Genomic DNA, 23,999 nt, shown 5'->3' on the forward strand with positions numbered 1-23,999 from the left:
AGTATATTGCACAGACATAAGTCTGTATGTTTAACATCACAAACCACTGTAAAACGACCATGAAACAGATCAACCTTCTCGCATTATTGTTATCCCTTATGGTGCTGGGCACCGCATGCCAGAACCGGCAAAACAGGAATGAACAGGCTCCAGAAAACATCCGGGTAAGCAACACCCCTGTCCCCTCATGGAGCAAAGATGCTGTAATATATGAGGTAAACATCCGTCAGTATACCCCCGAAGGAACTTTTAATGCTTTTGCAGAACATTTGCCACGCCTCAAAGAGCTGGGCGTCGATATTCTGTGGCTCATGCCCGTACATCCCATCGGCGAAAAAAACCGTAAAGGTTCATTGGGATCCTATTATTCGATAAAAGATTACAAAGGCATCAATCCCGAGTTTGGGACGCTCGACGATTTTAAAGCCCTCGTACAAAAAGCCCATGAGATGGATATGCATCTGATCCTCGACTGGGTGGCCAACCACACCGCCTGGGACCACCCATGGATCGCCGAACATCCCCAATGGTACACCAAAAATGAAGCAGGAGAAATTATTCCACCCGTCGAAGACTGGACCGACGTGGCAGACCTCGACTACAGCAATGCCCAACTCAGAGAGGCTATGATTGACGCCATGGCTTACTGGGTGAAAGAAGCCGACATCGACGGCTTTCGCTGCGACGTGGCCGGAATGGTGCCCGTCGACTTCTGGGAGGCGGCACGGGAAGCCCTTGAAAACATTAAACCCGTATGGATGCTCGCCGAAGACGAAGCAGAAATCAACCTCCTCAACAACGCCTTTAATGCCAACTATGGATGGGAGTTTCATCATATTATGAACGGTGTGGCCAAAGGAGAAAAAAATGCTCTCGATGTGGCTGCCTACTTCCAAAAAATTGATACACTCTACCCAAAAGGCAGCTGGCCCATGCAGTTCACATCCAACCACGACGAAAACAGCTGGAACGGAACCGCCCCCGAACGACTGGGCAAAGCTCTGAAAACAATGGCTGCACTCACATTCACCGTGGAAGGTATGCCCCTCATCTATTCGGGACAGGAAGTGGGACTCAATAAACGCTTGCGCTTTTTCGACAAAGACACCATTGAGTGGAAAGAATCCGAAATGACACCTTTCTACCAAACCTTAACCAAACTGAAAAAAGAAAATCCGGCACTGTGGAACGGCACCGCCGGTGGCCATTTACAGATCATCACCACCAACGCACCCGAAAACATTTTTGCTTTCGTGCGTGAAAAAGAGAACAACCGCGTGGTGGCTTTCTTCAACCTGTCCGACCAATCGGTCAGCCTCTTTTCAGAGAACGGTCCGCAAGGCAATTTTACGGACTTGTTTTCGGGCAATACCGTTTCTCTGCCCGCAGATGGCCTACTCCTGCAACCGTGGGATTTTAAAATATTTATTCACTACTGACCGACTAAAATGAAATGGATATAATGAAGAACTGTATCTATGTGCGTTCAGAATCCTTTTATACAGTTCAAGGGTAGGTTCGCATCAAAGAAATTCCTAAAAATTAGATTGTTTTTCGTGAAAAAATCCGAATTGTTTGAGCGAAGCGAGTTTTCGGATTTTAGAAAAACAATCTAATTTTTAGGAATTTCTTTGCGCGACGGCATTTTTTAGCATAGCTGAATTTTGCTGCGTTCGGCATTGACACAAACAAGTTTGGTCACTGCTCTCACTTAACGCAAAATTTGTTTACTTTTTTTTGCTGTAGAATTGGAGCGAAGCGTAAATCGTGAACGCCATATAATTTTTCTCTCGTGAACAAAAAAAGTAAAGGCCTGCGCGGCCTGAGCGCATAAAAATTAAATGTTGTTTTGTCGGACAGCAGTGATATTTATTCAAAAATAACCGGATTGGTCAATTCGGCCGAACACCCAAAATTCAGACCACCATTAATATTGTTACCGGGGAATCTGAAAAGTTAATCTTTTTGGATTCCCTTTTTTGTGAAAATGGCTCATTCAACGAATTACACCCAATTGATCCGGCCATCCATTTCTTTTTTTAATTTATCCGATTTCACCATTGCTGCCGGATTGATTTTTTTAACTTTAAGCATCATAAGAAAATAAAAAAGTGAAGTATGGAATACTCGGGTTCTTGTTTGTGCAAGGGAATAACATTTAAAGTCACAGGCGACTTTGAAAGTTTCTATTTATGCCATTGCAATTATTGCAGGAAAGACACAGGGTCTGCGCATGCTGCCAGTTTGTTTTCCTCAACAGCTCAATTAGAGTGGACAAAGACCGAAACCGAAATCAAAACATATCAGCCACCTGAAAGCAGGCATGTGAAAGCCTTTTGTGCCAATTGTGGTTCCGCCCTGCCCAATGTTCAAATGGACGGTAAGCTCTTGGTCGTCCCGGCAGGTTGCTTAGACACCAAATTAGAAAAACGTCCTGATGCTCACATCTTCACCGCAAATAAAGCTTGCTGGGATGATGCTCTGGACGATATTAAGAAATTTGAACGATTACCCAAATAAGTATAAATTATCCTGCCCCGGCTCTTTGGTTGATAAACAGACCCTGCCGTTGTGGATTTGCAATCCACAACACTCTATTTCAGGGATTTGCAATCCAACGCAGAATGCCTACATAGAAAGATTTAACCGTTTATTCAGAGAAGATATTTTGGATGCTTACCTGTTTAGTGATTTACATCAAGTCAGGGAATTAGCCTGGGAGTGGATGGATGATTACAATGAATTTCATCCTCACAAGTCACTAGGAGGCATAAGTCCAATAGCATATTTAAAAAAGATGAAACGAGCATGACAATGAAAGTTTGTCACAATTTTAATATGTATTAACCCTATGTCATGCGAGTTCCATTCGGCCAATGTGCTAAATAAATTATGGTTCGAAGGAAAAACAACCAAACTCTAAATAGCAAAGGAAGTTCGCAACCTGAACCTGTCAAGGGTATATAAACGGCTTCGTTCCTCAGCTGCCCTTGACAGAACCTGAAAACTTACTGAAAAGCTTTTAGAAATTGATTTCGAAGGAAAAAATTCTACTTTTGTCCTAAAAAAGGGAAGCCTACATTTATTTGCCAACGCACGTCAAGAAAAATAAATGAATTGGGAAAAATTAAATATTAAAACTGAAAACGGAGAGAATGTAGAAGCGCAAGCACCTGTTGTTATTTCTGCCAGTCGCTCTACCGACATACCAGCATTTTACTCTGATTGGTTTATAAACAGACTAGAAAAGGGGTACTTGGTATGGAAAAATCCATTTAACCAAAAACCTCTTTACGTAACATTTGACAACGCTAGATTAATTGTGTTTTGGTCAAAAAATCCAAACCCAATAATTAAGCATCTTGATTATTTAGATGATAAAAAACTAAATTACTATTTTCAATTTACTCTAAATGACTATGTAAAAGAAAATTTAGAGCCCAATGTGCCAAGTGTTGAATCACGAATTGAAACCTTTATCAAACTATCAGAAAAGATTGGTAAAGAAAAAGTCATTTGGAGGTTTGACCCATTAATCTTAACTGACAAAATTGGAGTAAACGAATTACTGAATAAGGTTGAAAGAATTGGAAATGAATTGTATCAATACACTAATAAACTAGTGTTCAGTTTTGCTGATATTGGGGTTTATAAGAAAGTTCAATCAAACCTAAATAGAGGCAATATCAAATATTCAGAGTTTGATAATGTTTCGATGAATGAATTTGCCAATGGATTGAAAGAGTTAAATCAAAAGTGGCAACTTGAAATTGGAACTTGTGCCGAAAGAATAGACTTGGCAAAATATGGAATTGTTCACAACAAATGTATTGATGATGAATTAATGAAACGTCTTTTCTATGACGACATAAAACTTATGGAGTTCTTAGGCTATGAACTTAAAAAAGCAGATTTGTTTAATGCCACAGAAGAACTTGTTCCAATAAAAAAGAGGAATCTAAAAGATAAAGGTCAGAGAGAACTCTGTGGTTGCATTTTTAGCAAAGATATTGGAGAGTATAATACGTGTCTTCATTTATGTGAGTATTGCTATGCTAACACAAGCAAGAAGGTTGTACTTGACAATTATAACCGAATAAAAGTAAATGGGCAGACTTCAGAAACTACAACAGGTAAATAAAAAATGAGAGATAGCCTAATCCAAATAACCCAACAAATAATTGATTCCAACGAAATAGTTGTCAATAAATTTCAGGTATTTGAAGAATCCGATACATTACCTGAAATTATTGAATGCATAGAATTTCAATCTGAATATTTAGTTTGTCTATGGGTTGACTGTAATGATGCTTTAATTGCACAAAGGCAATATGAAAGTTTTTTACATAAACCTGTTGGTGTGGTAAAAAATCATCAGCAGAGTGTACTATATTGGTTTGAGGGTTTTAAAAGAAAAGCGACATTAGATACTCATAAAGAAGACCAACGAAAACCAATTAGCAAAGAGAAAGCCCAAGTAGAGAGTTTAAAAAACGATTCAATATTACCAACTTGGTTGCAGCAAAGAATTTTTGAAATACACGATGCTAAATATGCTCCTGACCACAAACGATACGAGAAAAACCTTGAATTGTCTGATGATGAATTAAAAGTATATCTAGGCACATATTTCCCTAGAAGTTATGGCGAAAGTTTCTGCGTATTTGATAACATTTTTAATAATAGGCAATATTCTGATTTAGCATCAAAGGAAGAAATAAGCATTCTTGATATTGGATGTGGAACGGGAGGAAATCTGATAGGTTTATTAGTTGCTTTAAACAAATATAGTATAGCAACCAAAAAAGTAAATATTCTTGCAATAGATGGAAACTTAAATGCTCTTAGAATTTTAAGTGATTTAGTGGAAAGCTTTGCACCTAAAGCAACTTTTGCAATAAAACTGATAACAAAAACACAATCGATTCATTCTGCAAAAGACCTAGAATGGCTTTCTAATTCCACTTATGATTTTATTATGTCTTTTAAAATGGGCTGTGAACTTATCGCAGAAGGAAATGCAAATTTTTACTATGACTTAACAACCTTATGTCTGCCAATGTTGTCAGAATCTGGCTTGTTTCTACTATTAGATGTAACTACAAAAGTTGGAATAACATATAATCCTATTTTGCTAAACACACAGATAAACAGAGCTATAAAAGATTTGATAAAATATCAAACACTTATCCCTATCACTTGTGGTGAATTTGAGAAAGAGTGTTCAGAACAGTGTTTTACTCAACGAACTTTTTTTATTTCCCATTTTCTTAAAACAAAAGATAAGAGTAAAATAGCTTATAGGATTCTGGCAAATGCAGATTTTGTCAAACAAATTTCATTATATGATTGCAATTGCTCTTATATAAACATATTAGAAAATGATGAAAAAACTGGCACATATTGTCCAAACAGTCAAGGTGAATTAGTTAAAGATAATTATAGAATTTAAAGTATCAAGGAATGCCAAAGAAAGATTTTTTTATAAAAGAATCAGATTTAGATGATTATCAAAGAGATTTACTCTATCGCACTCTAGACCAATCAATGGTAGTTTCAGGGTGTGCAGGAAGTGGTAAATCTGTAATTGCCTTACATAAAGCAAAACAAATTCAAAAAGAAAAAGGCAATGATTATCAGATAATTGTATTTACAAACTCCTTAAGCAGTTATATGAATTCTGGACGTCAAGCCCTTGGCTTAACAAATGAATTTTATTATCACTGGCATTGGAAGAATAAACGAGGTTGTCCACAATCGGATTACGTCATTGTAGATGAAATACAAGATTTCACACAAGAGGAAATTGAAGAGTTTAAAAATTCTACTCGAAAACACTTTTTCTTTTTTGGAGACACTGCACAATCAATTTTTGATGGGTTAAAAGATACTCAGGAGGTCAGAGACATTGCATATCAAGCAGGTTTGTCAGAATTTCCATTGTATTTTAATTATCGACTGCCTAAACCAATTGCAAAAGTTACAGAAAGCTATATTGGCGTAGGAACTCGCTATAATGAAGGAACATATAAAAGTAACGAAAATTCCATTCCTCGTATTTTATCTTATTCGAATTACGACAAGCAAATTGAAGCTATTGCAAGAATTATAAATAACAATAAACTTACTGATGTTGGTATATTATTTCCGCATAATGAACAGGTTAAAAGTGCAAGCGAGGTATTAACTAAAAAAGGGATAAACAATGAAGTTAAGTTTGAAGATAGGGGAAATTGGAGAAATAGCAGAAACACTTTAAATTTTGAAACTTCAAATCCCAAATTAATGACATATCATTCTGCTAAGGGATTACAATTTGAAACAGTATTTTTGCCTGATTGTACTATTGAAAATGATAATGGATATAGCAAACAGAAATCTCTATATGTCGCAATGACAAGAACCTATAAGAATTTGTATATTTTACATAGTGGAGACTTATCTTCATTCTTTGCGCCAGTTCCACCAAGCTTGTATAAAACGACAGAGTTTGATGAAATTGAAGATATTTAAAATTTGAAAATTATGAAATTATTTATACCGACAAGTTCATTGAATTTCAATAATATAATGTCTTGTGAATCTGTATCTCCAAGTGCATTTTATTCGCAAAGAAATTTTGGATATAAAACTTTTGAAAAGGTTGATTTAAATTGTTTTGAAAATTCTTTGCTTCTTTTCGAAGTTTTTCCTGAATTTCAAATTCCTAAAAGTGAACTAGTCAACTACCCAATGGTAATTGAAATTGATATTGATTCTGAATATAATGGATTAAAAAAAATAGAAAATGGAATTTGGCAAATCGACAGAACTGTCTATTTGAATCCTTTTAACTCTAACATTTATTTCTTTTCATCAGAGCAGAAACGCACGACACTATCTCGTTCTGAATCAAGCGCTGAAACCAAATTAGTTAATCTGTATAGAAACAATATTAAGGTTTGGCAGTCAGAAAAGAAAAAATTCAAAATAGATTCAATATCTGATTTTCGTAGTCTGAACTATCAAGAGGTAGAAAACGATAATCAAAAAAACAAAATTAAAGGTTTTGCCTATGCTTATTTGATTGCTGCAAATAAATCAGTCACAAAGGAGACTGTTCAGTTAAAACACTTGGTTAAACAAATAGAGAACCTTTCATCAGCAATAGTTAATGGAGTTACTGAAAATGGCACACAACAGCAACGAGATGATCTCAAACAGCTTTTATGTCGAATTAATGCCTATCAGTATATAAAAGTTAAGAGTTATTTGAAGTCAAAGTTACCAGACCAGTATCAAGAGGTTTGGGATACTTTGTACAATCAATTTGGTTTAAGAAAACAGGAGGAAATAGACTTTCAAAACTTTTTCAACACTCTTATCAGCAAATCTAGATATGAATCATCATTGCTAGAGTTAAAAAACAGGTGTAATGGATTAATTCCAACTCAAAATGTTTTACGATTTAACTTTAACTGGGATGAGGTTGCAATTGCCAATAACAGATTGACCAGATTTGATGACCCCATTCTTGAAAAGAAAGAAACCAGACAATGGTATCAAAATTTAGTCAATGATATTTTTGTTTTAACTGATATTACAGAATCTTCATTTAGCTCACAGCGCTCTCGCTTAGCTGACGAGATCACAAAAAAAATGAAAAGTTACATTGGAGAAGATGAGTGGAAAAATCATAGTGCAAATAAATATCTTAACAATTTAAGACGAAATATTGCAGGACAAGAGGCTTTTAACATTAATTGGAATACAGGTCTGATATCTGCAATTGCATCATTTTTACTAAAAGGAGAAGATTTTGAAAAGTTGAATGATTTCCTTATTTCCTCTGAAATTGAAGATGGTCGTCTTGCATTTGGATTTTATGGTTGTATTTGCGGATTTGCAAATCTATCAAGGGTATTTACATCTGACTTTTTTAGCTCAAACATTGATTGTTTGACAAGTACATATAAGGCCATATATAAACAACTTCATAATATTGACTTGTTAGGTGATTTACCTAAAGAGGAAAAAGTAAAGTCATCCGAACAATTTTTACAAAAAAATATTTTGAACCAATCAGTTAAGGTTGAGGAACAGGAAAAAGATACTTTAACAGAGGGTACAATTAGAGAGAATCATAATTGTCCAATTTGTGGAAAAGAAATGGTTTTAAGAAAACATTCAAAAGGTGATTTTTATGGCTGTTCAGACTATAAAAATGGCTGTAAAGGGAAACGAGATTTAGATTTTAATGAATTAGATGATAAGTTTAGGATTGTCAAACAATCGCCAAAAACAGGGTGTAATTATACAGAGCTGATATTAAAATACTTAAAACAAAATTCTCCTTGTAAAATTGCAGACTTGAATACCCATTTGAGTTCTACTACGACTTGGAGTTATAATGTTAAAAATGCGAAAGCATTTATCAAAGAGAATTTAGCAAATAAAGTAGAATTTGTTAAAATAAATCGAGCAGAGGGAATTCAATTAAAAAAAGAAGATATGTTCAAATAGAGCCATAAAGAGTCATACATGCGGGGAGACTGTGAAAAAGAAAGTACATACCCCCAACATTTTGTATAGTGCATAGCGGGTTCAGTGCGGGTTTTGAGCATTGTCACTCGCCCATAGTTTAGTGGTTTTCTGAAAGAGAAAATTCACGTAATCCGCAACGACACCATACAATTTTCCGTTATTGCGACACGAGATCGTATTATATAATTGTTTTACAGTCAGTTTAGGCAGGCTGATATAACCTGCTGTTCCTTCAGCAGTATCCTACTGTAAGCATCTGGTAAACCCCGTCTTGATGCGATAAAAATAAGTGTTACTCTGGTGGACAGGATGCGATGGGTAAATAATATTAAAAATGTGGTGACCAAGTCGTGATAGAACTTTCGAATACAGATGAACTGCGTCATACCAACGAATAGATAAATAACAACTAAACCTCCCGTCGTTGTGGATTTGCAATCCACAACGCTATATTTCAGGGATTTGCAATCCCATTCAATACACAACGTCCCATTTCGCCGAAATTACCCCGTCTTTGTGGATTTCGGATCCACAACACTCTTTTTCAGGAATTTGCAATCCCGGTCACCCCCCCCTCATTTTATTAATCGCCATTACACCAAAAACCAATACCTTTACACCCGGAAACGAATCAACGAACCATGTGTTTCAGAACGCAACTCAACAAAAGTGCTCACGAGATAGAGACCCGCTTTCGGGCGGTCTTTAGCGATGCGGGCTGGTACGCGCCGCAGGAGTTCAATGGCTTCAATTTTCCGCTGACGCCGGTGATTACCAACGAGCAGCCCGGGCAGATTCAGTCCTTCAGATGGGGCCTGATACCGCCCTGGGCAGGGGATGAAGAGATCCGCCGCTATACGCTCAACGCCCGCCTGGAGACGCTCGACCGTAAGCCCTCGTTTAAAGCGGTGCTCCACCAACGGTGTCTGATCATTGCCGACGGCTTTTTTGAGTGGCAATGGCTCGATGACAAAGGAAAAAAGAAACAAAAATACCTGCTGACCCTTGGCGACCGCGAGCTCTTTGCCTTTGCCGGCCTCTGGAGCCAATGGAAAAATCCGGCATCGGGACAGGTCGCCAACACCTACACCATCATCACCACCCGCGCCAATGAGCTCATGAGCCGCATCCACAACACCAAACAACGCATGCCGGTAATCCCCCAAAATGAAGAAGAGTGGCTAAACGGCCGGGCACTGATCATGGCCAACGACAGGTTGGTGGCAGAACCGCTCTAACTTCGACAGACTAAAGGCAGGAATCAGAAGGCAGAATGTATCTATTACGATTGCAGTGATTTGTGTTAACAAGACCACTTTTTTGTTACTCAGAGTTGCACAGAGTGAAATACAGATTTCCCGGACAATCTGGCGTCAAAAAACACTTCTTACCTTACCCATTCCCCAGTGTGAAACGCTCTATTTCGGAATAAATGGGACCATTGGTGGTCAGCCGGCTTTTGTAGAGCACAACATACTGAACCGGCACCGTTCCCCACTCCATATTTTTCACTGCTTCCACCTCATCGAGCAACGCTTTGGTGTTCTTTAGATATTTGACCCGCCCGATGGTAAGGTGAGGCCGAAACGGTCTATTATCCGTTTCCAACCCAAGGGCCGAAACGCCCTGCAATGTTTTCATCCAAAGCTCATGCAGCCATTGAGTAGTTTCAATACCAGCCCATACAACCTTTGGCGTTTGGGGTTGACCAAAAACACCGGCCCCTTTCAGAATGATCTCGCCGTCGGAGATACCGTCATATTCCTTTCTTAGGGAAGACCTTAACGCATCCACGTCCTTAAGTTCCAGGTCGCCGATAAATTTCAGCGTCAGGTGCCAGAGATGTTTTTCGTTCCATTTCACTTTCCCATCCACAAGTTTGGTTTTTAACGCCTCTTGCCACGACTCAAGCCCATAAAGGCCGGTTAAAGGTATTCCTATAAAGGTTCTGATACGTTGCATTTGTTTTTTTCTTTAAAGATCGACATTCTTTGGAGATATTTTTCACCGGATTTTTTTTGACATTCCCCGTCGAATTTTCATATTCACCGAAAAATTTTCATTTTCACCACGAATTTTTGACAATCCCCTTCAATTTTTCATATTCACCGAAAAATTTTCGTTTTCACCGAGAAATTTTCATTTTCACCGCGAATTTCTGACAATCCCCGTCAAATTTTCGTATTCACCGGAAAATTTTCATTTTCACCGGAAATTTCTGACATTCCCCGTCGAATTTTCATATTCACCGAAAAATTTTGACTTTCACCGCGAAATTTTCACTATTTCCGGGAATTTTTGATCATACCCGTCGATTTTTCATTATGCCCGAAAATATCTGACCATGCCCGTCGATTTTTCATCATGCCCGCAAAATTTTCACCATCACCGGGGGAGAATCATTTTTTCGGGAATCATAACCATACTCAAGAGTTATATCAATTTTCCCGGGAAATGGGACGGAAAATTTTTAGGTCGATAGGCCGATAGGTCAATAGGCCGATAGGTCAATAGGCCGATAGGTCAATAGGTCGATAGGTCGATAGGCCGATAGGTCAATAGGTCGCTAGGTCAATAGGGCGATAGGGCGGTAGGTCGATAGGCTTTTAGGCGATGAGATTGAGAGGTTTGATGAGATTGGTGAGATTGATGAGATTGGTAAGATTGAGGGGATTGAGGAGATTGAAGTGCAAAACCGACGAATCACTGAAACCTAACATTAGTTTCCATTGGCCAATGGGTTAAATAAATTTTAGACATAAAGGAAGGATGGCAATGGATCTTGCAATGAAGACAAAAGAACTACCGAAAAGATATTAAAAATCCATCTTCGCTCTATTATTGGCAATTGAGAAAGAAAACAGAGTAATAAATAATTAGAGTATTGCACAATATTAAAAAATTAAAAATCTTTGTATTCGGCAGTCATGCAAATTTTTATCGTCAGATTTAAGTCGCGCGACTTAAAATTCATCTCTGTTCTTGCTATGACAAACCGACTGGTTGAAGTAAGTTTCCTTAAATTCCGATTAACCACAGAAAATTAAAATATCATACTTATGTCGAAGAAAAAAGTAGCAGTCATTCTGTCAGGATGCGGAGTCTTTGACGGCTCCGAGATCCACGAAGCGGTGCTCACGATGCTGGCCATCGCCAAAGCCGGAGGCGAATATTCCCTTTTTGCCCCCGATATGGAGCAACATCATGTAATAGATCATCTTACAGGAAATGAGATGTCGGAAAAACGAAACGTACTGGTAGAATCGGCCCGCATAGCCCGAGGGAAGATACAACCCCTGAGTGCTTTCCGTGCCGACGCCTTTGATGCATTAATGTTTCCCGGCGGCTTTGGTGCAGCCAAGAATTTGTGCACCTTTGCTTTCGACGGTGCTGACTGCACCGTCCATCCGGAGGTGGAGCGGGCCATCCGCGAGACCAACGCCGCCGGAAAACCCATTGGCGCCTTGTGCATCTCACCGGTAATACTGGCCAAAGTGCTGAGCGGCGGAAAAATAACCATCGGCTCGGATCAGGAAACGGCCGGTGCCGTCCAGGCTATGGGAAGCACTCATGTGGATACTACGCATGGGGAAGTAGTGACCGACGAACAGCTGAAAATTGCCACCACCCCCTGCTACATGCTGGATGCCACCATCGATCAGATAGCCCTGGGGGCGGAAAACGTCGTTAAAGCCGTATTTGGCATGATGAAAAATTAATGGGCAGACACGACTCATCACACATAAAAAAGGGACCTCAAGCAACAGAACCGCACAAGGTCTCTTTTTTTATAGCATGCCGTTATCGATCATGATGATGATATGCTCAATCATCCGATCTTCCCGTTGGGCGTCATATTCTTCCTTCAGGTTGGATCCGAAGATTCGGGCCACCGACTGCCAGAAAAAGGCCGAGAAGCTGCCTTTGTACTCTTTAATCAGGTCATAACTGGTATCCCCTGTTTCTCTGTCGATGAGCTTGATCAACAGTCGTCCTTGCGAAAAAGAGAGCTTTCGTAAAGGCTGCTCAAACTCATGAAACAATTTTTTTTCTGCTTCGCGAAGGTAAGCCTTGCGTTCTTTTTCTCCTTCTATCTGTGCCAGTTCAGCATTGATCTCTTGCAGTTTTACGGCGGCCATCCGGGCATAAGGCAAGGTAATCTTAATATTCCGCACCAGACGGTTGTAGACCTTACGCTCCCGCTTGTTACGATAGCGCCAACGGGGAACGACCTTCACTTCCGCAAGAGTCACATGAGGTATGGTATCGGTACCCAGCACTTTCGATTTGAGCATATACACCTTCTTCCCGGCCATTCGGGCAGTATCTACCTTTTGGGCGCAAAGCCCAAAGCCGAAAGTCAGAGAAAATATTCCACACACTATAATGTATCGGCAGAATCTCATAAACACCTATCGTTAAACAGTTAGCCGAAAACCATCAAAAGCTATGGATCGGCCAACGACCCATGAACAATATCGACATCCGCCCTCACGATCGATCTGCGCAAAGGAACTAAATAGAATAAACATCAAAGCCCAATGGATCTGATTTGAGGCATGGATCAAAATCCCAGACAACCACTATTGGCCGGCCTCTTTATTCAACCATTCAATTTCCTTTGGCCACAAATCGGGTTGTGGCGTCTCCAGAATAATGGGGATATCGTCAAAACGGGGATCTTTCATCATTCTGGCAAACGTAACCTCCTGCAAATAGCCTTCTCCCAGACTGGCATGACGATCCACCTTACTGCCTCTCTCTTTTTTGGCATCGTTCAGATGGATTCCCTTCAACATATTCAATCCCACAATATCATCAAATAGCTTCCAGGTATCTTCATATCCCTCTTCCGATAAAAAATCATAACCGGCCGCCCATCCATGGCAGGTATCGATACAGACACCCACTCTGGAGCGGTCGTCCACCTTTTCAATGATAGCAGCCAGATGTTCAAAACGATAGCCGACATTAGAACCCTGACCAGCCGTGTTTTCAATGACCGCCGTAACCCCATTGGTTTTCGACAGAGCCCAATTGATGGATTCGGCCACCCGTTTGAGGCAATCTTCTTCCGTTATCTTATTGAGATGACTTCCGGGATGAAAGTTAAGCAATTTCAGGCCAAGCTGCTGGCATCGTTGCATCTCATCCAGGAAGGCGGCACGCGATTTTTCAATTCCGGCCTCTTCGGGATGTCCCAGGTTAATGAGATAACTGTCGTGAGGCAGAATATGAGATGGAGAAATACCTTTGGCCTTACAATTCTCCTTAAACTTTTGGATACTCTCTTCCGTCAAGGGCTTTGCTTTCCATTGACGTTGATTCTTGGTAAACAAGGCAAATGCATTTGCCCCAATTTCTGCAGCATTCAACGGCGCATTCTCCACACCACCGGCAGCACTGACATGGGCTCCGATAAATTTTTTTGTCATGACATTAACCCTTAAAAAATAATCCTAAAATCCATTTTTTTCACGATGATGCAAGATATCAAAAATATTCACGTTAACGAAATCTGTCATTTTGTCAATCGCTTCAATCTGGCATTATTTCTGATTTATGGACAAATGTATATTTTTAGATAATTAGACTGTTGGATGGTAGATTGATAGATGATAGATGTTAGATATTTAGATGTTAGATAATTAGATATTAGATATTTAGATGATAGATGTTAGATTAAGACTCATAGTACTGAGGACCTATCAATAAAGAGTAAAACAAAAAAAACAGATACAATAAAAGCAATAAGCATGAAACATCAGGCGATAACCTCATTGCAGGATTTCAGAGATCGGCTCCAACAAGATCCTGACCTCTATCTTCTGATTTACAAACAAGGATCGGAACAAAGCGATTGTGCGCTTTCCAATCTGGAAGCACTGGAAATGGATATGGACAAGCCACTGTTCACTGTAAACGTTGCAGAAGTGCGCGATGTTCATCCCGAATATCACATCACCACGGCCCCGGTAGTCATAGAATTCAAATCGGGGAAACCGGGTCGTCAGCTCAAAGGATGCCACCAGCCCGGGGCTCTGGAAAGTTTCTTCAAACCGGCCACGGTCTCCGCCGCATCAGAAAACGGCGAGAAACAAAAGCAGGTGATCGTATATACCACCCCCACCTGCTCGTGGTGCCGCACGTTGAAAGAATATTTAAGGAATCATCAGATTCAATTCCGGGAAATTGATGTCAGCAAAGATGAGAAAGCCGCTCAAGAGATGGTTCGTCGCAGCGGACAACAGGGCGTTCCACAAAGTCTAATCGACGGACAAGTGGTGGTTGGATTCGACAGAAACCGGATCAACACGCTGCTGGGCATCAATTAAACGGACACGGCGAATTTCAATACAATAGGTCGATAGGTTATTAGGCCAATAGGCCATTGGGTTATTAGGTCGATAGGTCGATAGGTTATTAGGCCAATAGGCCATTGGGTTATTAGGTCAATAGGCCGATAGGTTATTAGGCCAATGGGCCATTGGGTTATTAGGTCGATAGGCGATGGTTCGTTGACAAAGTGCCAACACCCAACCATAACAACTAATAGATCAACAAAATAGGTAAATTTTATACGAACAAATAATTGGTATTAAAATAACATTTGTTAAACCACTAAATTAAAAATAGAACATGAGAGAATTACAGCCAATTAATCAAAATGTTCTGCTGGAATTGACCGAAGAAACGGCAGAACAAAAAACGGCATCGGGGATAATCATTCCCGACAGTGCCAAAAGCAAAGAAAAAACCGGAAAAGTTGCGGGAATCAGTAACATTGACAACCCCGAAATAGCCGTCGGCGACACGGTGCTCTATAAAGAGTTTTCGGGTACCGAACTGGAATTTGAAGGGAAAAAATTTTTGCTGATCCCCTATTCCGACATCCTGGGAAAAGTTGTTGAGACAGAAAGCATCTGATCGTTGACGTTTTTTCAGGACGTTAGACAATTAATTATTCCATCATATATTGCAACAGGTCGTCGCCTATTTTGCGGAGACAATACATTCTTCAGTGACCGAAGACGGTTATTGAACCAACAACCGAAAATCATTTACAAGTGGCATTGAAGAATGACGATTGAATTGAAGCAAAAACTGCCACGATCAGTTGATTCAAAAAAGCCGGTAGCATTAAGTTACCGGCTTCTTTTTTTATAAAAACCACGTGTAATCAAACGCTTTGCGCAAAGAGTGAACAAAAATCACATTTTTTATCGGTAACAATTGCTAAATTGCATTATTATAATCACCAACTGATATGAAACTCACCCCTGCCCCAACACAAATTGCAACCCATAAAAGAGAGTAATAAGCAACCAAAAATCGTCATTTTTATGAGTCAACCGATAGAACCATTCATCACATCAGAGATAGGAGAAATAGAAGCAGTCATCCTTCACACGCCCGGTCTGGAAGTGGAAAATATGACGCCGGGCAATGCAGAAAGAGCCCTCTATAGTGACATACTGAACCTTCCGGTGGTACAAGAAGAATACCTTCAGCTGCACGGGGTACTGGAAAAGCTCACCACCACCTTCCAGGTAAAAGATCTACTGACCGAAATCCTGGTCAACCAGGAAGTCAGAACCTCCCTGGTTGATCGCATCTGCACCTTTGAAAGGGTGCCGGAAATAAAAAACGATTTGCTGTCACTGAGTCCCCGTGAACTGGCCTCCCAGCTCATTGAAGGGGTAGCGCTGAAACGCGACTCGCTCACCACCTTTTTATCGGAAGAGCGTTACGCCCTGAAGCCGCTTCACAATTTTTTCTTTACCCGCGATGCTTCGGCAACCATCTACAATGATATTCTGATTTCGAAAATGGCCAACCGGGTCAGAGAGCGGGAAACCATAATCATGGACGCCATATTCCGTCATTCTCCCCGTTTTAAAACGGCCATTGTCAACCCGATGAGCAAGCAGGATCTTGGGGCCGAAACATTTATTGAAGGAGGCGATATTCTCATCGCACGCGAAGATATTCTGATAGTAGGAAATGGCATGAGAACTTCCACACAAGGCATCGACTTTCTGGTTCAACACCTTAAGAAGCAAAAGAGCCGGATCCACATCATCGTGCAACAGCTTCCCGACAAGCCGGAGTCGTTTATCCATCTGGACATGATTTTCACGCTGCTGGATAAAGATACGTGTATGGTCTACGAACCGGTCCTAAAACATGAAAATAACTATGGAACCATATTGATGACCATTGATAATGGAAAAGTGGAAAATATTTCCCGTCAACCGGGATTGTTGCAATGTCTCGACTCTTTAGGCATGCCATTGAAGGCGGTGCCATGCGGCGGCCACGATCTGTGGCAACAGGAACGCGAACAATGGCACAGTGGCGCCAACTTTTTCGCCCTAGCTCCGGGAAGACTTATCGGCTACGCCCGAAACGTGCACACCATAGAAGCGCTTCAGGAAGAAGGATATTCGGTGATTGAAGCCATGAGCGTAATCAATGGCACGGTGTCGCTGGACCAATACGAGAAGTTTATTATCACCATTGAGGGTTCCGAACTTCCACGTGGTGGCGGTGGCGCACGATGCATGACCATGCCGGTGCGTCGGAAAAGAGTGGAATAGAGAATTAGGGATGCGTGGTTCGTTTGGTTGAAGAATTAAACAGGGGGCTATGCCCCACCCGCCGGAGCGGTCAGGATTGAAATTTCCCCAACACCGGACATGGGTAATTTCTTTTGGTGGATCCCCTACCACAGATAGGCCCATTCCAATTATTATGCTTTGTGTACCTCAATCGTGGTTTTTTCTTGAACAATAAGGATATGAATACATTCTGACAACGATGAAATTCAATGAGGGTGTCAAAACGGACTATTACTTAACCTTCAGGTATCTTTGATTTCTCGAACCTACAGAGCACCATAAAGCCCCCAAAGTGTTTTTAGACACCCTCATTATTTCATCCGTATAAAGTTGATCTCATTTAATGATCGGATGGAACTCGCATGACCAGGCGTTTAAACATGTTCTTATCGTGACAAACTTTGTTGTTCATGCTCGTTTCATCACCAAAAATAGAGGCGCAGCCTAAGGGAATCGTCAAACGACTTCTTTCACAATTTGGGCGGCCTCCTGCAAGGTGATGGCCGAACGCACTTTCAATCCGGAACCATCAATCACCTTTTTCCCCTCTTCAGCATTGGTTCCCTGCAATCGGACGATAACCGGCACTTCAATGTTTCCTAACTTTTTATAGGCTTCCACCACCCCGTTAGCGACTCTGTCACACCGAACAATTCCCCCGAAGATATTGATCAGCACCGCTTTCACGGAAGGATCATTCAATATCAGCTTCAGACCGGCTTCCACCGTTTCGGCGCTGGCGCCACCTCCAACATCCAGGAAGTTGGCCGGTTCACCCCCCGAAAGTTTAATGATATCCATGGTCGCCATGGCCAGTCCTGCACCATTCACCATACATCCCACATTACCATCCAGCTTCACAAAGTTGAGGTTATGTTTCCCGGCTTCCACCTCGGTGGCATCTTCTTCCTCCAGGTCGCGCATCTCCACCAATTCGGGATGCCGGAAAAGCGCATTATCATCCAGATTAAATTTGGCATCGACGGCCAGAATTTTATCATCGGTAGTTTTTAAAACGGGATTTATCTCCACCAGAGAAGCATCGACAGACGAATAAGCCCTATAAAGCGCCGAAATAAACTTCGTCATCTCTTTAAAGGCATTCCCGGACAGTCCCAGATTAAAAGCAATTTTTCGGGCTTGAAAAGGAAGAATGCCGTTGCCGGGATCAATCTCTTCTCGGAAAATCAGTTCCGGTGTTTGCTCAGCCACCTGCTCAATGTCCATCCCTCCTTCGGGGGAATACATAATCGTATGATGTCCGGTTTTTCGGTTCAACAAGACGCTCATATAAAACTCCTCTTTCTGAGCAGGTCCGGGATAATAGACATCCTGAGCAATGAGGATTTTGCGAACTTTTTTACCTTCCGGTCCGGTTTGATGGGTCACCAATTGCATTCCAATCATTTGTTTCGCCAGACTTTTCACTTCCTCCAAACTCTTGGCCAGTTTCACGCCTCCTCCTTTCCCACGTCCCCCTGCATGCACCTGAGCCTTCAGCACCCACCACCCGGTTCCTGTTTCTTTTTGAAGTTTTTCGGCAGCTTTAACAGCTTCGTCAGGGGAACAGGCTACAATTCCTTCCTGAATGGAAACCCCGTTCTGTTTTAAAATCTCTTTGGCTTGATACTCATGAATATTCATAAACTCGGTTTTGTTGTTTTATAATAAAATGTCTGATACAATAAACTTTATCCATATAGAATAAACTTCTCACCGGTTCCGGAAGCGATGGCCATCCTCCGGACAAAAACGGCATGACACAGTTTAGACCTGTTCTTATTGTGCGGATCTTGTATGGTCATGCATGTTTCACTAATTTTGCGCCACCCATTAAAAAGCTAAACATGCGCAAATTAAAACTACATGAATTAGGCCGGATCACCGTCGACCAATTCAAAGAGGCCCCCAAAACGCCTATTGTTGTGGTCCTCGACAATGTCAGAAGCCTCCATAATGTGGGAAGCATCTTCCGAACATCGGATGCTTTCCGGCTGCACGCCATTTACCTGTGCGGTATCACTTCAACCCCTCCTCACAAAGAGATTCATAAAACAGCGTTGGGGGCAGAAGATGCCGTTTCGTGGCGTTACTTTGATAAAACAACAGAAGCGGTAGAATTGTTGAAAAAGGAAGGTTTTTTACTCATTGGCGTGGAACAGGTAGAGGGAAGTGTCAGCCTGCCTGATTTCACACCTGTCAAAGGCGAAAAATATGCCGTCGTTTTCGGAAATGAAGTGAAAGGAGTTGATCAGAAAGTCATTGATCAATGCGATCTGTGTCTGGAAATACCGCAATACGGCACCAAGCATTCCTTTAATGTATCGGTTTCAGCCGGTATAGTTCTGTGGGAATTGGCCGGGAAAATGTTTCAACAGAAAAAATAAAAATCAACTATTACAAACCTTTCAGGGGGAATAAGATACCAACCTAAATTGGCAAAAGAGTCAAAGATCTGAGAAATCGCCTCAAAAAGATAAAAACAGAAAGGCTGCCCAAAATATATTGGACAGCCCTTTTATTTGGATAAAAATCAAAATGTCTTATTGAACGATTTGTTTGAATGAGGCGTCTTCGAAGTAACGACCAAATTCCATATCAGTTGCAGCCAATTCTTTCAGGCTACTGTCAAGTTCAACAGCCTTACGCAGTTCGGCAAACAACATATCAGTATCATTTTGACGAGCACCGATGATGGCTTTCAGATAATGTTTCAAACCTACTTCAGCGTCAATAGCATTTAAGGTAGCCAAAGCAGAGTCGTAGTTACCATTCAGCAATTTAGCCAAAGCAGCGTTGCTGGTTGTAGCATTTCCGAAATAGCGAACCGCTTCGTCATAGTTACCATTGTAAAGGGCCAATACACCAAGATTGTTATCCAGAGCGGCACCGGCACCGGCAGCAGAGTCGAAGTATTCTTTGGCAGTATCGACATCGTCATTATACAAAGCGATCACACCAAGGTTATTCAACACAACCGGTTCGTTGGCTTTCATACTATTTGCTTTTTCAAAAGCCCCTTTAGCTCCTTCAACATCCCCTTTATTGAACAAAACAACACCGATGTTATTTTGAGCTCTCCAGCAATTTGAATGCTGATTCAAAGCAGCCTTGTAAATTTTAAGCTGATCGTCCAGATTGTTGGTCAAAGTAGCAGCATACAAAATTTCTTCAAGGTTCAAATCTGCCGGAGAAGTAGCGGCCAGTTCTGAAATTTCAGCATCTGATTTACCCATAACTTCAACATTCACTTTCATAACCGAACGACGAAGTTGAGGCAGGATTTTTTCGGCCAACACTTTGTAAGTAGCAGCCATATTCTTCATTTCAGATTCACGTACTTCAGGATCGCTGTAAGTAGACAGAACACGCAGAATCAAATCTTTCTCTTCAATATCACTGTTTTGAACCAGTTCTTTAAACCCTTCCCAATCTTCGGGAGTGCTTCTTAATTCAAAGAAATCTTCTGCAGTGGCGCCTTCAACACCATTCTTTTTAAGGATACGATCCAGATATTTTTTGGCAGCATTTTGACGTTGTTCGGCCAAACGGGTGTTCAGATCAATAGGCCCGTCGGGAGAGGCATAAGAAGAAATGTTAGCGTTTTTGAAAGATTTATTTTCAGCTTCTTTGGAAGCTTTCACAAATTCTTCCAAGGTCTTAACATCTTCTTTGGTCAACTCGGAACGACGAACATTAGATCTCTGAATGAGGAAATGAATGTCGGCCTCACCAACTTCAGGAGTGATACGTTGGAAATGATCTTCGCCCAAAGCAGCAATCGTACCTTTTTTACCCATCAATTGAGAAGTAGCAATAACCCCTTCTGCAATTTTAACCGGTTCAAAATCCAGAGTAGTTTCGCCTTTAGTAGCTGTAATGCGAACAACAAGGTCAGAAACGCGCATGTTCTCATTGTAATCAACAGAACCTTCGTAAGTAAACTGACCACCATTGGAGTAAGAAATCACTTTAGCGTTACCGTCTACGCTTTCACCTTGAAGACGATAGGGAGCATAAGCTGTTTCGCCACCTTCATAAACCAAAACCGGAGTGGCTTCAATTTCAGTTTTCTTGTCAAAATATCCGCCTGGGATTTGCACTTTAATGGTAACTGGCACTTTTCCGCCATGTGCTTCCAACACTTCCGGGGTAACGGTGTACTTTACATCCGGAGCGTTGTCTTTCATCTTATCCAGGCCAGAACAACTTGCCAGTAATGCAGCAAGTGTTACTGTAGCAAAAAGATTAATTCTTGTTCTTTTCATAATGTTAACCGAATTATTTGTTCTTGAATAAATCCTATCTATAGTTAATTCTATCTAATTATTACAAATTTAGGAATGTTTTTAATAAATGAAACCCATTCCACACGTTTTAATGCAAATATAGTCAATCGCTGAACTTTATCAAGCAAAAAAAACAGATTAACTATTCTTTCTGGGCAATTATTTCTTCTTAAACTGAAACTATCATTCAAATATATAGCTATCAAAATAAATCTTTTCTACAAAAACAGTCTCGAAAAATGGTTTATAACAATCACGATATCAACCTACATTAAGTCGAACCGAAGTGCTGCTGGTTTCATTGTTCATTTTTCCATTGCCCAATTCGCACTAAATTTGTCCTGCAGTTTCTATTTATAGGGCACTACGCCCAGATTGTAAAACGTAAAGGCATACATATCCACCAATTCCTCAATGGCTTTTGACACCGGTTTGCCGGCACCATGCCCAGCCTTGGTTTCAATACGAATCAGCACGGGCTTATCACCCTTGTATTTCTCCTGAAGGGTGGCAATGTACTTAAAGGAATGGGCCGGCACAACCCGATCGTCATGATCGGCGGTAAAGACTAAAACGGCTGGATAATCAACACCTGTTTTTATATTATGCAAAGGAGAATAGGCATAAAGATACTTAAACATCTCCTCACTCTCATCACTACGGCCATAATCACTGGCCCATGCCCATCCGATGGTAAATTTGTGGTATCTGAGCATATCCATAACGCCCACCGCGGGCAAGGCAACGCCAAACAAATCGGGACGTTGGTTAACCACTGCCCCCACCAGCAGGCCGCCATTGGAACCTCCTCTGACAGCAATTTTCCCTTTACTGGTATATCCCATCTCAATCAGTTTTTCGGCGGCCAGAATAAAGTCGTCGAACACACGCTGCTTGTTCAATTTGGTGCCAGCCTGATGCCATTCCGCTCCATATTCTCCGCCACCACGGATATGGGCATTCACATAAATACCGCCATTTTCGAGCCAGGGAATCAACCGGATATCAAATCCGGGTTGATATACCACATTGAAACCGCCATAGCCATAGAGCATCAACGGATTACTTCCGTCTTTCACAATCCCCTTTTTATGAATAATATGCAAAGGCACCTGAGCCCCATCATCGGCTTCAATAAAAACCAGTTCGGTGACATATTGAGTGCCATCAAAAGCCACATCCGGTTTAAAAATTACTTCCTTGCTGTGTTTTTCCAGGTTGTATTTTATGATTTGTCCCGGAACATTATAAGAGTGATAATAATAGAAAAGCTCATCATCATCTTTAATGGATCTAAGTGAAGCAACAGAACCATGTCCTGCCAAATCGATTTCAAAAGCCTTGTGCCCATTAAAATTATACACAAACAATTTGGATTCGGCATCGACCATGTAATGTAAAATGGCATAAGATTTGGATAACGTGGCTTCTTTTAAGACGCCATCCGCTTCAGGAATTACCTCCTGCCAGTTTTCAATGGCCGGATCTTGCGGATCAAATGCCATGATCCGATAACGAGGCGCTTCATAATCGGTGAGAACCCAATATTTACCATTGACCGTTCCCACATAAAAGGAATTATTCTCATAGGTAGTATCTGCCACCAACCATTGCTCACTGCCAATTTTCTTTATCATCAGTGAGTTATTATTGGTTGACCGGGTACCGTATAAAATCAAATGTTGACCATCATCGTCCACCACGGCAGAGAAGTTGCTCAGAGAATAAACGGGATCTTTATAGATCAACCGATCTTTTCCCTGACTATTTCCCACTTGATGATAGAAAACCTGTTGGAATTGATTGATATTGGTCAACTCCACCCCTTTTTCGGGTTCGTCATAACGACTGTAAAAGAAACCCTCTTCCCCCTTCCAGGATATTTCTGAAAATTTAACCCACTCCAAATGGTCTTCAAGATCGTTGCCGGTGGCAACCTCTTTCACAAAAATCTCCCGCCAGTCGGATCCACCTCTCGAAATGGCATAAGCCATATATTTTCCATTTTCTGAGATGGCGTAGTCGGCCAATGCTACGGTTCCGTCCTCCGAAAGTTGATTGGGATCCAACAAAACCCGTTCCTGACCGTCAGGACCTTCTTTGACATAAACCACAGACTGGTTTTGGAGTCCGTCATTTTTGGAAAAGAACCAGTACTTACCTTTTCGGATGGGAGTTCCTTGTTTTTCGTAATTCCAGACCTCCTTAAGGCGCTCTTCAATTTTAGTCCGAAACGCAATTTTCTGCAGATATTGGCTGGTAACGGCCACCTGTTTCTGCACCCATTCTTTGGTTTCATCCGACTGATCATCTTCCAGCCATCGATAAGGATCTGCCACTCGAGTCCCAAAATAAACATCCACCGAATCAACTTTTTTGGTTTCGGGATAGGTGGGTTTTCCCGGCCTCTCTTTACAAGAAAAAGTTAGTGCCATTATACACAGTAGGATAACAATAAAATTTCGTTTCATCTGTATAAAGTTTATCTAATTTATTGGTCAGATGGAATTCCTACGAAAAGATTAACGCATATGCTCAACCTTATTCTCTCAGGATTATAACAATT

Annotated in this window: 19 protein-coding genes; 13 read left to right on the forward strand and 6 right to left on the reverse strand. The window is 41.0% G+C overall.

The features are described 5' to 3' along the window. The first annotated feature begins 59 nt into the window (after nucleotides 1–59). The 8 genes from ACT29H_RS01240 to ACT29H_RS01275 all read left to right on the forward strand — a co-directional run bounded on the left by ACT29H_RS01240 (nucleotide 60) and on the right by ACT29H_RS01275 (nucleotide 9,761). Nucleotides 60–1,439: an alpha-amylase family glycosyl hydrolase gene (locus ACT29H_RS01240; RefSeq protein ID WP_444819773.1), complete on the forward strand. Its 1,380-nt coding sequence runs from the start codon at nucleotides 60–62 to the stop codon at nucleotides 1,437–1,439. Nucleotides 1,440–2,118: 679 nt separating this feature from the next. Then, entirely contained in the window at nucleotides 2,119–2,520 is a 402-nt protein-coding gene (locus ACT29H_RS01245; RefSeq protein ID WP_444819774.1) for a GFA family protein, read from the forward strand. Further along, nucleotides 2,438–2,812, forward strand: a complete 375-nt coding sequence (locus ACT29H_RS01250; RefSeq protein WP_444819775.1) for an integrase core domain-containing protein — start codon at nucleotides 2,438–2,440, stop codon at nucleotides 2,810–2,812. The genes ACT29H_RS01245 and ACT29H_RS01250 overlap by 83 nt, the downstream gene beginning before the upstream one ends. A 300-nt stretch (nucleotides 2,813–3,112) precedes the next feature. Next, the gene (locus ACT29H_RS01255; protein WP_444819776.1) at nucleotides 3,113–4,141 is read left to right on the forward strand and encodes a DUF1848 domain-containing protein; all 1,029 of its coding nucleotides are present in this window, start codon (nucleotides 3,113–3,115) and stop codon (nucleotides 4,139–4,141) included. A gap of 3 nt (nucleotides 4,142–4,144) precedes the next feature. Beyond that, a complete protein-coding gene (locus tag ACT29H_RS01260) occupies nucleotides 4,145–5,452 on the forward strand; it encodes a class I SAM-dependent methyltransferase (protein WP_444819777.1) in 1,308 nt (435 codons plus the stop codon). Between the two features lie 11 nt (nucleotides 5,453–5,463). Further along, nucleotides 5,464–6,513 carry a 3'-5' exonuclease gene (locus tag ACT29H_RS01265; protein WP_444819778.1) on the forward strand — a complete coding sequence of 350 codons (1,050 nt, stop codon included), beginning with the start codon at nucleotides 5,464–5,466 and terminating at the stop codon, nucleotides 6,511–6,513. A 12-nt stretch (nucleotides 6,514–6,525) separates the two neighbouring features. Continuing rightward, nucleotides 6,526–8,502, forward strand: coding sequence for a hypothetical protein (locus ACT29H_RS01270; RefSeq protein ID WP_444819779.1), 1,977 nt, complete (start codon nucleotides 6,526–6,528; stop codon nucleotides 8,500–8,502). A 662-nt stretch (nucleotides 8,503–9,164) separates the two neighbouring features. Then, nucleotides 9,165–9,761: an SOS response-associated peptidase gene (locus ACT29H_RS01275; protein ID WP_444819780.1), complete on the forward strand. Its 597-nt coding sequence runs from the start codon at nucleotides 9,165–9,167 to the stop codon at nucleotides 9,759–9,761. 154 nt (nucleotides 9,762–9,915) lie between these two features. On the opposite strand, the gene thpR is transcribed toward ACT29H_RS01275, so the two are convergent. Next, the gene (gene thpR / locus ACT29H_RS01280; RefSeq protein WP_444819781.1) at nucleotides 9,916–10,485 is read right to left on the reverse strand and encodes an RNA 2',3'-cyclic phosphodiesterase; all 570 of its coding nucleotides are present in this window, start codon (nucleotides 10,483–10,485) and stop codon (nucleotides 9,916–9,918) included. 1,097 nt (nucleotides 10,486–11,582) lie between these two features. On the opposite strand from thpR, the gene elbB reads away from it, so the two are divergent. Next, nucleotides 11,583–12,242 (forward strand): isoprenoid biosynthesis glyoxalase ElbB, encoded by a 660-nt coding sequence (gene elbB, locus ACT29H_RS01285; protein ID WP_444819782.1) that lies wholly within the window; start codon nucleotides 11,583–11,585, stop codon nucleotides 12,240–12,242. Between the two features lie 69 nt (nucleotides 12,243–12,311). Here elbB and ACT29H_RS01290 read toward each other — a convergent pair whose 3' ends face one another. Together ACT29H_RS01290 and nfo are read right to left on the reverse strand one after the other, a co-directional pair. After that, complete coding sequence (locus ACT29H_RS01290; protein WP_444819783.1) at nucleotides 12,312–12,929, reverse strand: DUF4294 domain-containing protein; 618 nt, start codon at nucleotides 12,927–12,929, stop codon at nucleotides 12,312–12,314. Nucleotides 12,930–13,106: 177 nt separating this feature from the next. Then, the gene (gene nfo / locus ACT29H_RS01295; RefSeq protein ID WP_444819784.1) at nucleotides 13,107–13,958 is read right to left on the reverse strand and encodes a deoxyribonuclease IV; all 852 of its coding nucleotides are present in this window, start codon (nucleotides 13,956–13,958) and stop codon (nucleotides 13,107–13,109) included. 321 nt (nucleotides 13,959–14,279) lie between these two features. Between nfo and ACT29H_RS01300 the strand changes: the two genes are divergently transcribed. The 3 genes from ACT29H_RS01300 (at nucleotide 14,280) to ACT29H_RS01310 (ending at nucleotide 17,123) form a co-directional block, all read left to right on the forward strand. Continuing rightward, nucleotides 14,280–14,858, forward strand: coding sequence for a glutaredoxin domain-containing protein (locus ACT29H_RS01300; protein ID WP_444819785.1), 579 nt, complete (start codon nucleotides 14,280–14,282; stop codon nucleotides 14,856–14,858). A gap of 304 nt (nucleotides 14,859–15,162) precedes the next feature. Beyond that, a complete protein-coding gene (locus tag ACT29H_RS01305) occupies nucleotides 15,163–15,450 on the forward strand; it encodes a GroES family chaperonin (RefSeq protein ID WP_444819786.1) in 288 nt (95 codons plus the stop codon). Nucleotides 15,451–15,866: 416 nt separating this feature from the next. Further along, a complete protein-coding gene (locus ACT29H_RS01310; protein ID WP_444819787.1) occupies nucleotides 15,867–17,123 on the forward strand; it encodes an arginine deiminase in 1,257 nt (418 codons plus the stop codon). A gap of 477 nt (nucleotides 17,124–17,600) precedes the next feature. Here ACT29H_RS01310 and sucC read toward each other — a convergent pair whose 3' ends face one another. Continuing rightward, nucleotides 17,601–18,788 carry an ADP-forming succinate--CoA ligase subunit beta gene (gene sucC / locus ACT29H_RS01315; RefSeq protein ID WP_444819788.1) on the reverse strand — a complete coding sequence of 396 codons (1,188 nt, stop codon included), beginning with the start codon at nucleotides 18,786–18,788 and terminating at the stop codon, nucleotides 17,601–17,603. Between the two features lie 203 nt (nucleotides 18,789–18,991). On the opposite strand from sucC, the gene ACT29H_RS01320 reads away from it, so the two are divergent. Beyond that, nucleotides 18,992–19,531, forward strand: coding sequence for an RNA methyltransferase (locus ACT29H_RS01320; protein ID WP_444819789.1), 540 nt, complete (start codon nucleotides 18,992–18,994; stop codon nucleotides 19,529–19,531). A gap of 156 nt (nucleotides 19,532–19,687) precedes the next feature. Here the strand turns inward: ACT29H_RS01320 and ACT29H_RS01325 are convergent, their stop codons facing one another. Then, nucleotides 19,688–21,412, reverse strand: coding sequence for a TPR end-of-group domain-containing protein (locus ACT29H_RS01325; RefSeq protein WP_444819790.1), 1,725 nt, complete (start codon nucleotides 21,410–21,412; stop codon nucleotides 19,688–19,690). Between the two features lie 371 nt (nucleotides 21,413–21,783). Then, a complete protein-coding gene (locus tag ACT29H_RS01330) occupies nucleotides 21,784–23,904 on the reverse strand; it encodes a prolyl oligopeptidase family serine peptidase (RefSeq protein WP_444819791.1) in 2,121 nt (706 codons plus the stop codon). Between the last annotated feature and the right edge of the window lie 95 nt (nucleotides 23,905–23,999).

The organism is Thermophagus sp. OGC60D27, assembly GCF_052400625.1.
Taxonomy (GTDB): domain Bacteria; phylum Bacteroidota; class Bacteroidia; order Bacteroidales; family Marinilabiliaceae; genus Thermophagus.

Bases quoted from the DNA above. Each gene is read 5' to 3' on its own strand.
- ACT29H_RS01330 (WP_444819791.1), bottom strand. From the start codon at position 23,904: ATGAAACGAAATTTTATTGTTATCCTACTGTGTATAATGGCACTAACT.
- ACT29H_RS01240 (WP_444819773.1), top strand. From the start codon at position 60: ATGAAACAGATCAACCTTCTCGCATTATTGTTATCCCTTATGGTGCTG.
- elbB (WP_444819782.1), top strand. From the start codon at position 11,583: ATGTCGAAGAAAAAAGTAGCAGTCATTCTGTCAGGATGCGGAGTCTTT.
- ACT29H_RS01305 (WP_444819786.1), top strand. From the start codon at position 15,163: ATGAGAGAATTACAGCCAATTAATCAAAATGTTCTGCTGGAATTGACC.
- ACT29H_RS01250 (WP_444819775.1), top strand. From the start codon at position 2,438: ATGCTCACATCTTCACCGCAAATAAAGCTTGCTGGGATGATGCTCTGG.
- ACT29H_RS01320 (WP_444819789.1), top strand. From the start codon at position 18,992: ATGCGCAAATTAAAACTACATGAATTAGGCCGGATCACCGTCGACCAA.
- ACT29H_RS01260 (WP_444819777.1), top strand. From the start codon at position 4,145: ATGAGAGATAGCCTAATCCAAATAACCCAACAAATAATTGATTCCAAC.
- ACT29H_RS01325 (WP_444819790.1), bottom strand. From the start codon at position 21,412: ATGAAAAGAACAAGAATTAATCTTTTTGCTACAGTAACACTTGCTGCA.
- thpR (WP_444819781.1), bottom strand. From the start codon at position 10,485: ATGCAACGTATCAGAACCTTTATAGGAATACCTTTAACCGGCCTTTAT.
- ACT29H_RS01270 (WP_444819779.1), top strand. From the start codon at position 6,526: ATGAAATTATTTATACCGACAAGTTCATTGAATTTCAATAATATAATG.
- ACT29H_RS01245 (WP_444819774.1), top strand. From the start codon at position 2,119: ATGGAATACTCGGGTTCTTGTTTGTGCAAGGGAATAACATTTAAAGTC.
- ACT29H_RS01265 (WP_444819778.1), top strand. From the start codon at position 5,464: ATGCCAAAGAAAGATTTTTTTATAAAAGAATCAGATTTAGATGATTAT.
- ACT29H_RS01310 (WP_444819787.1), top strand. From the start codon at position 15,867: ATGAGTCAACCGATAGAACCATTCATCACATCAGAGATAGGAGAAATA.
- nfo (WP_444819784.1), bottom strand. From the start codon at position 13,958: ATGACAAAAAAATTTATCGGAGCCCATGTCAGTGCTGCCGGTGGTGTG.
- ACT29H_RS01290 (WP_444819783.1), bottom strand. From the start codon at position 12,929: ATGAGATTCTGCCGATACATTATAGTGTGTGGAATATTTTCTCTGACT.
- ACT29H_RS01275 (WP_444819780.1), top strand. From the start codon at position 9,165: ATGTGTTTCAGAACGCAACTCAACAAAAGTGCTCACGAGATAGAGACC.
- sucC (WP_444819788.1), bottom strand. From the start codon at position 18,788: ATGAATATTCATGAGTATCAAGCCAAAGAGATTTTAAAACAGAACGGG.
- ACT29H_RS01255 (WP_444819776.1), top strand. From the start codon at position 3,113: ATGAATTGGGAAAAATTAAATATTAAAACTGAAAACGGAGAGAATGTA.
- ACT29H_RS01300 (WP_444819785.1), top strand. From the start codon at position 14,280: ATGAAACATCAGGCGATAACCTCATTGCAGGATTTCAGAGATCGGCTC.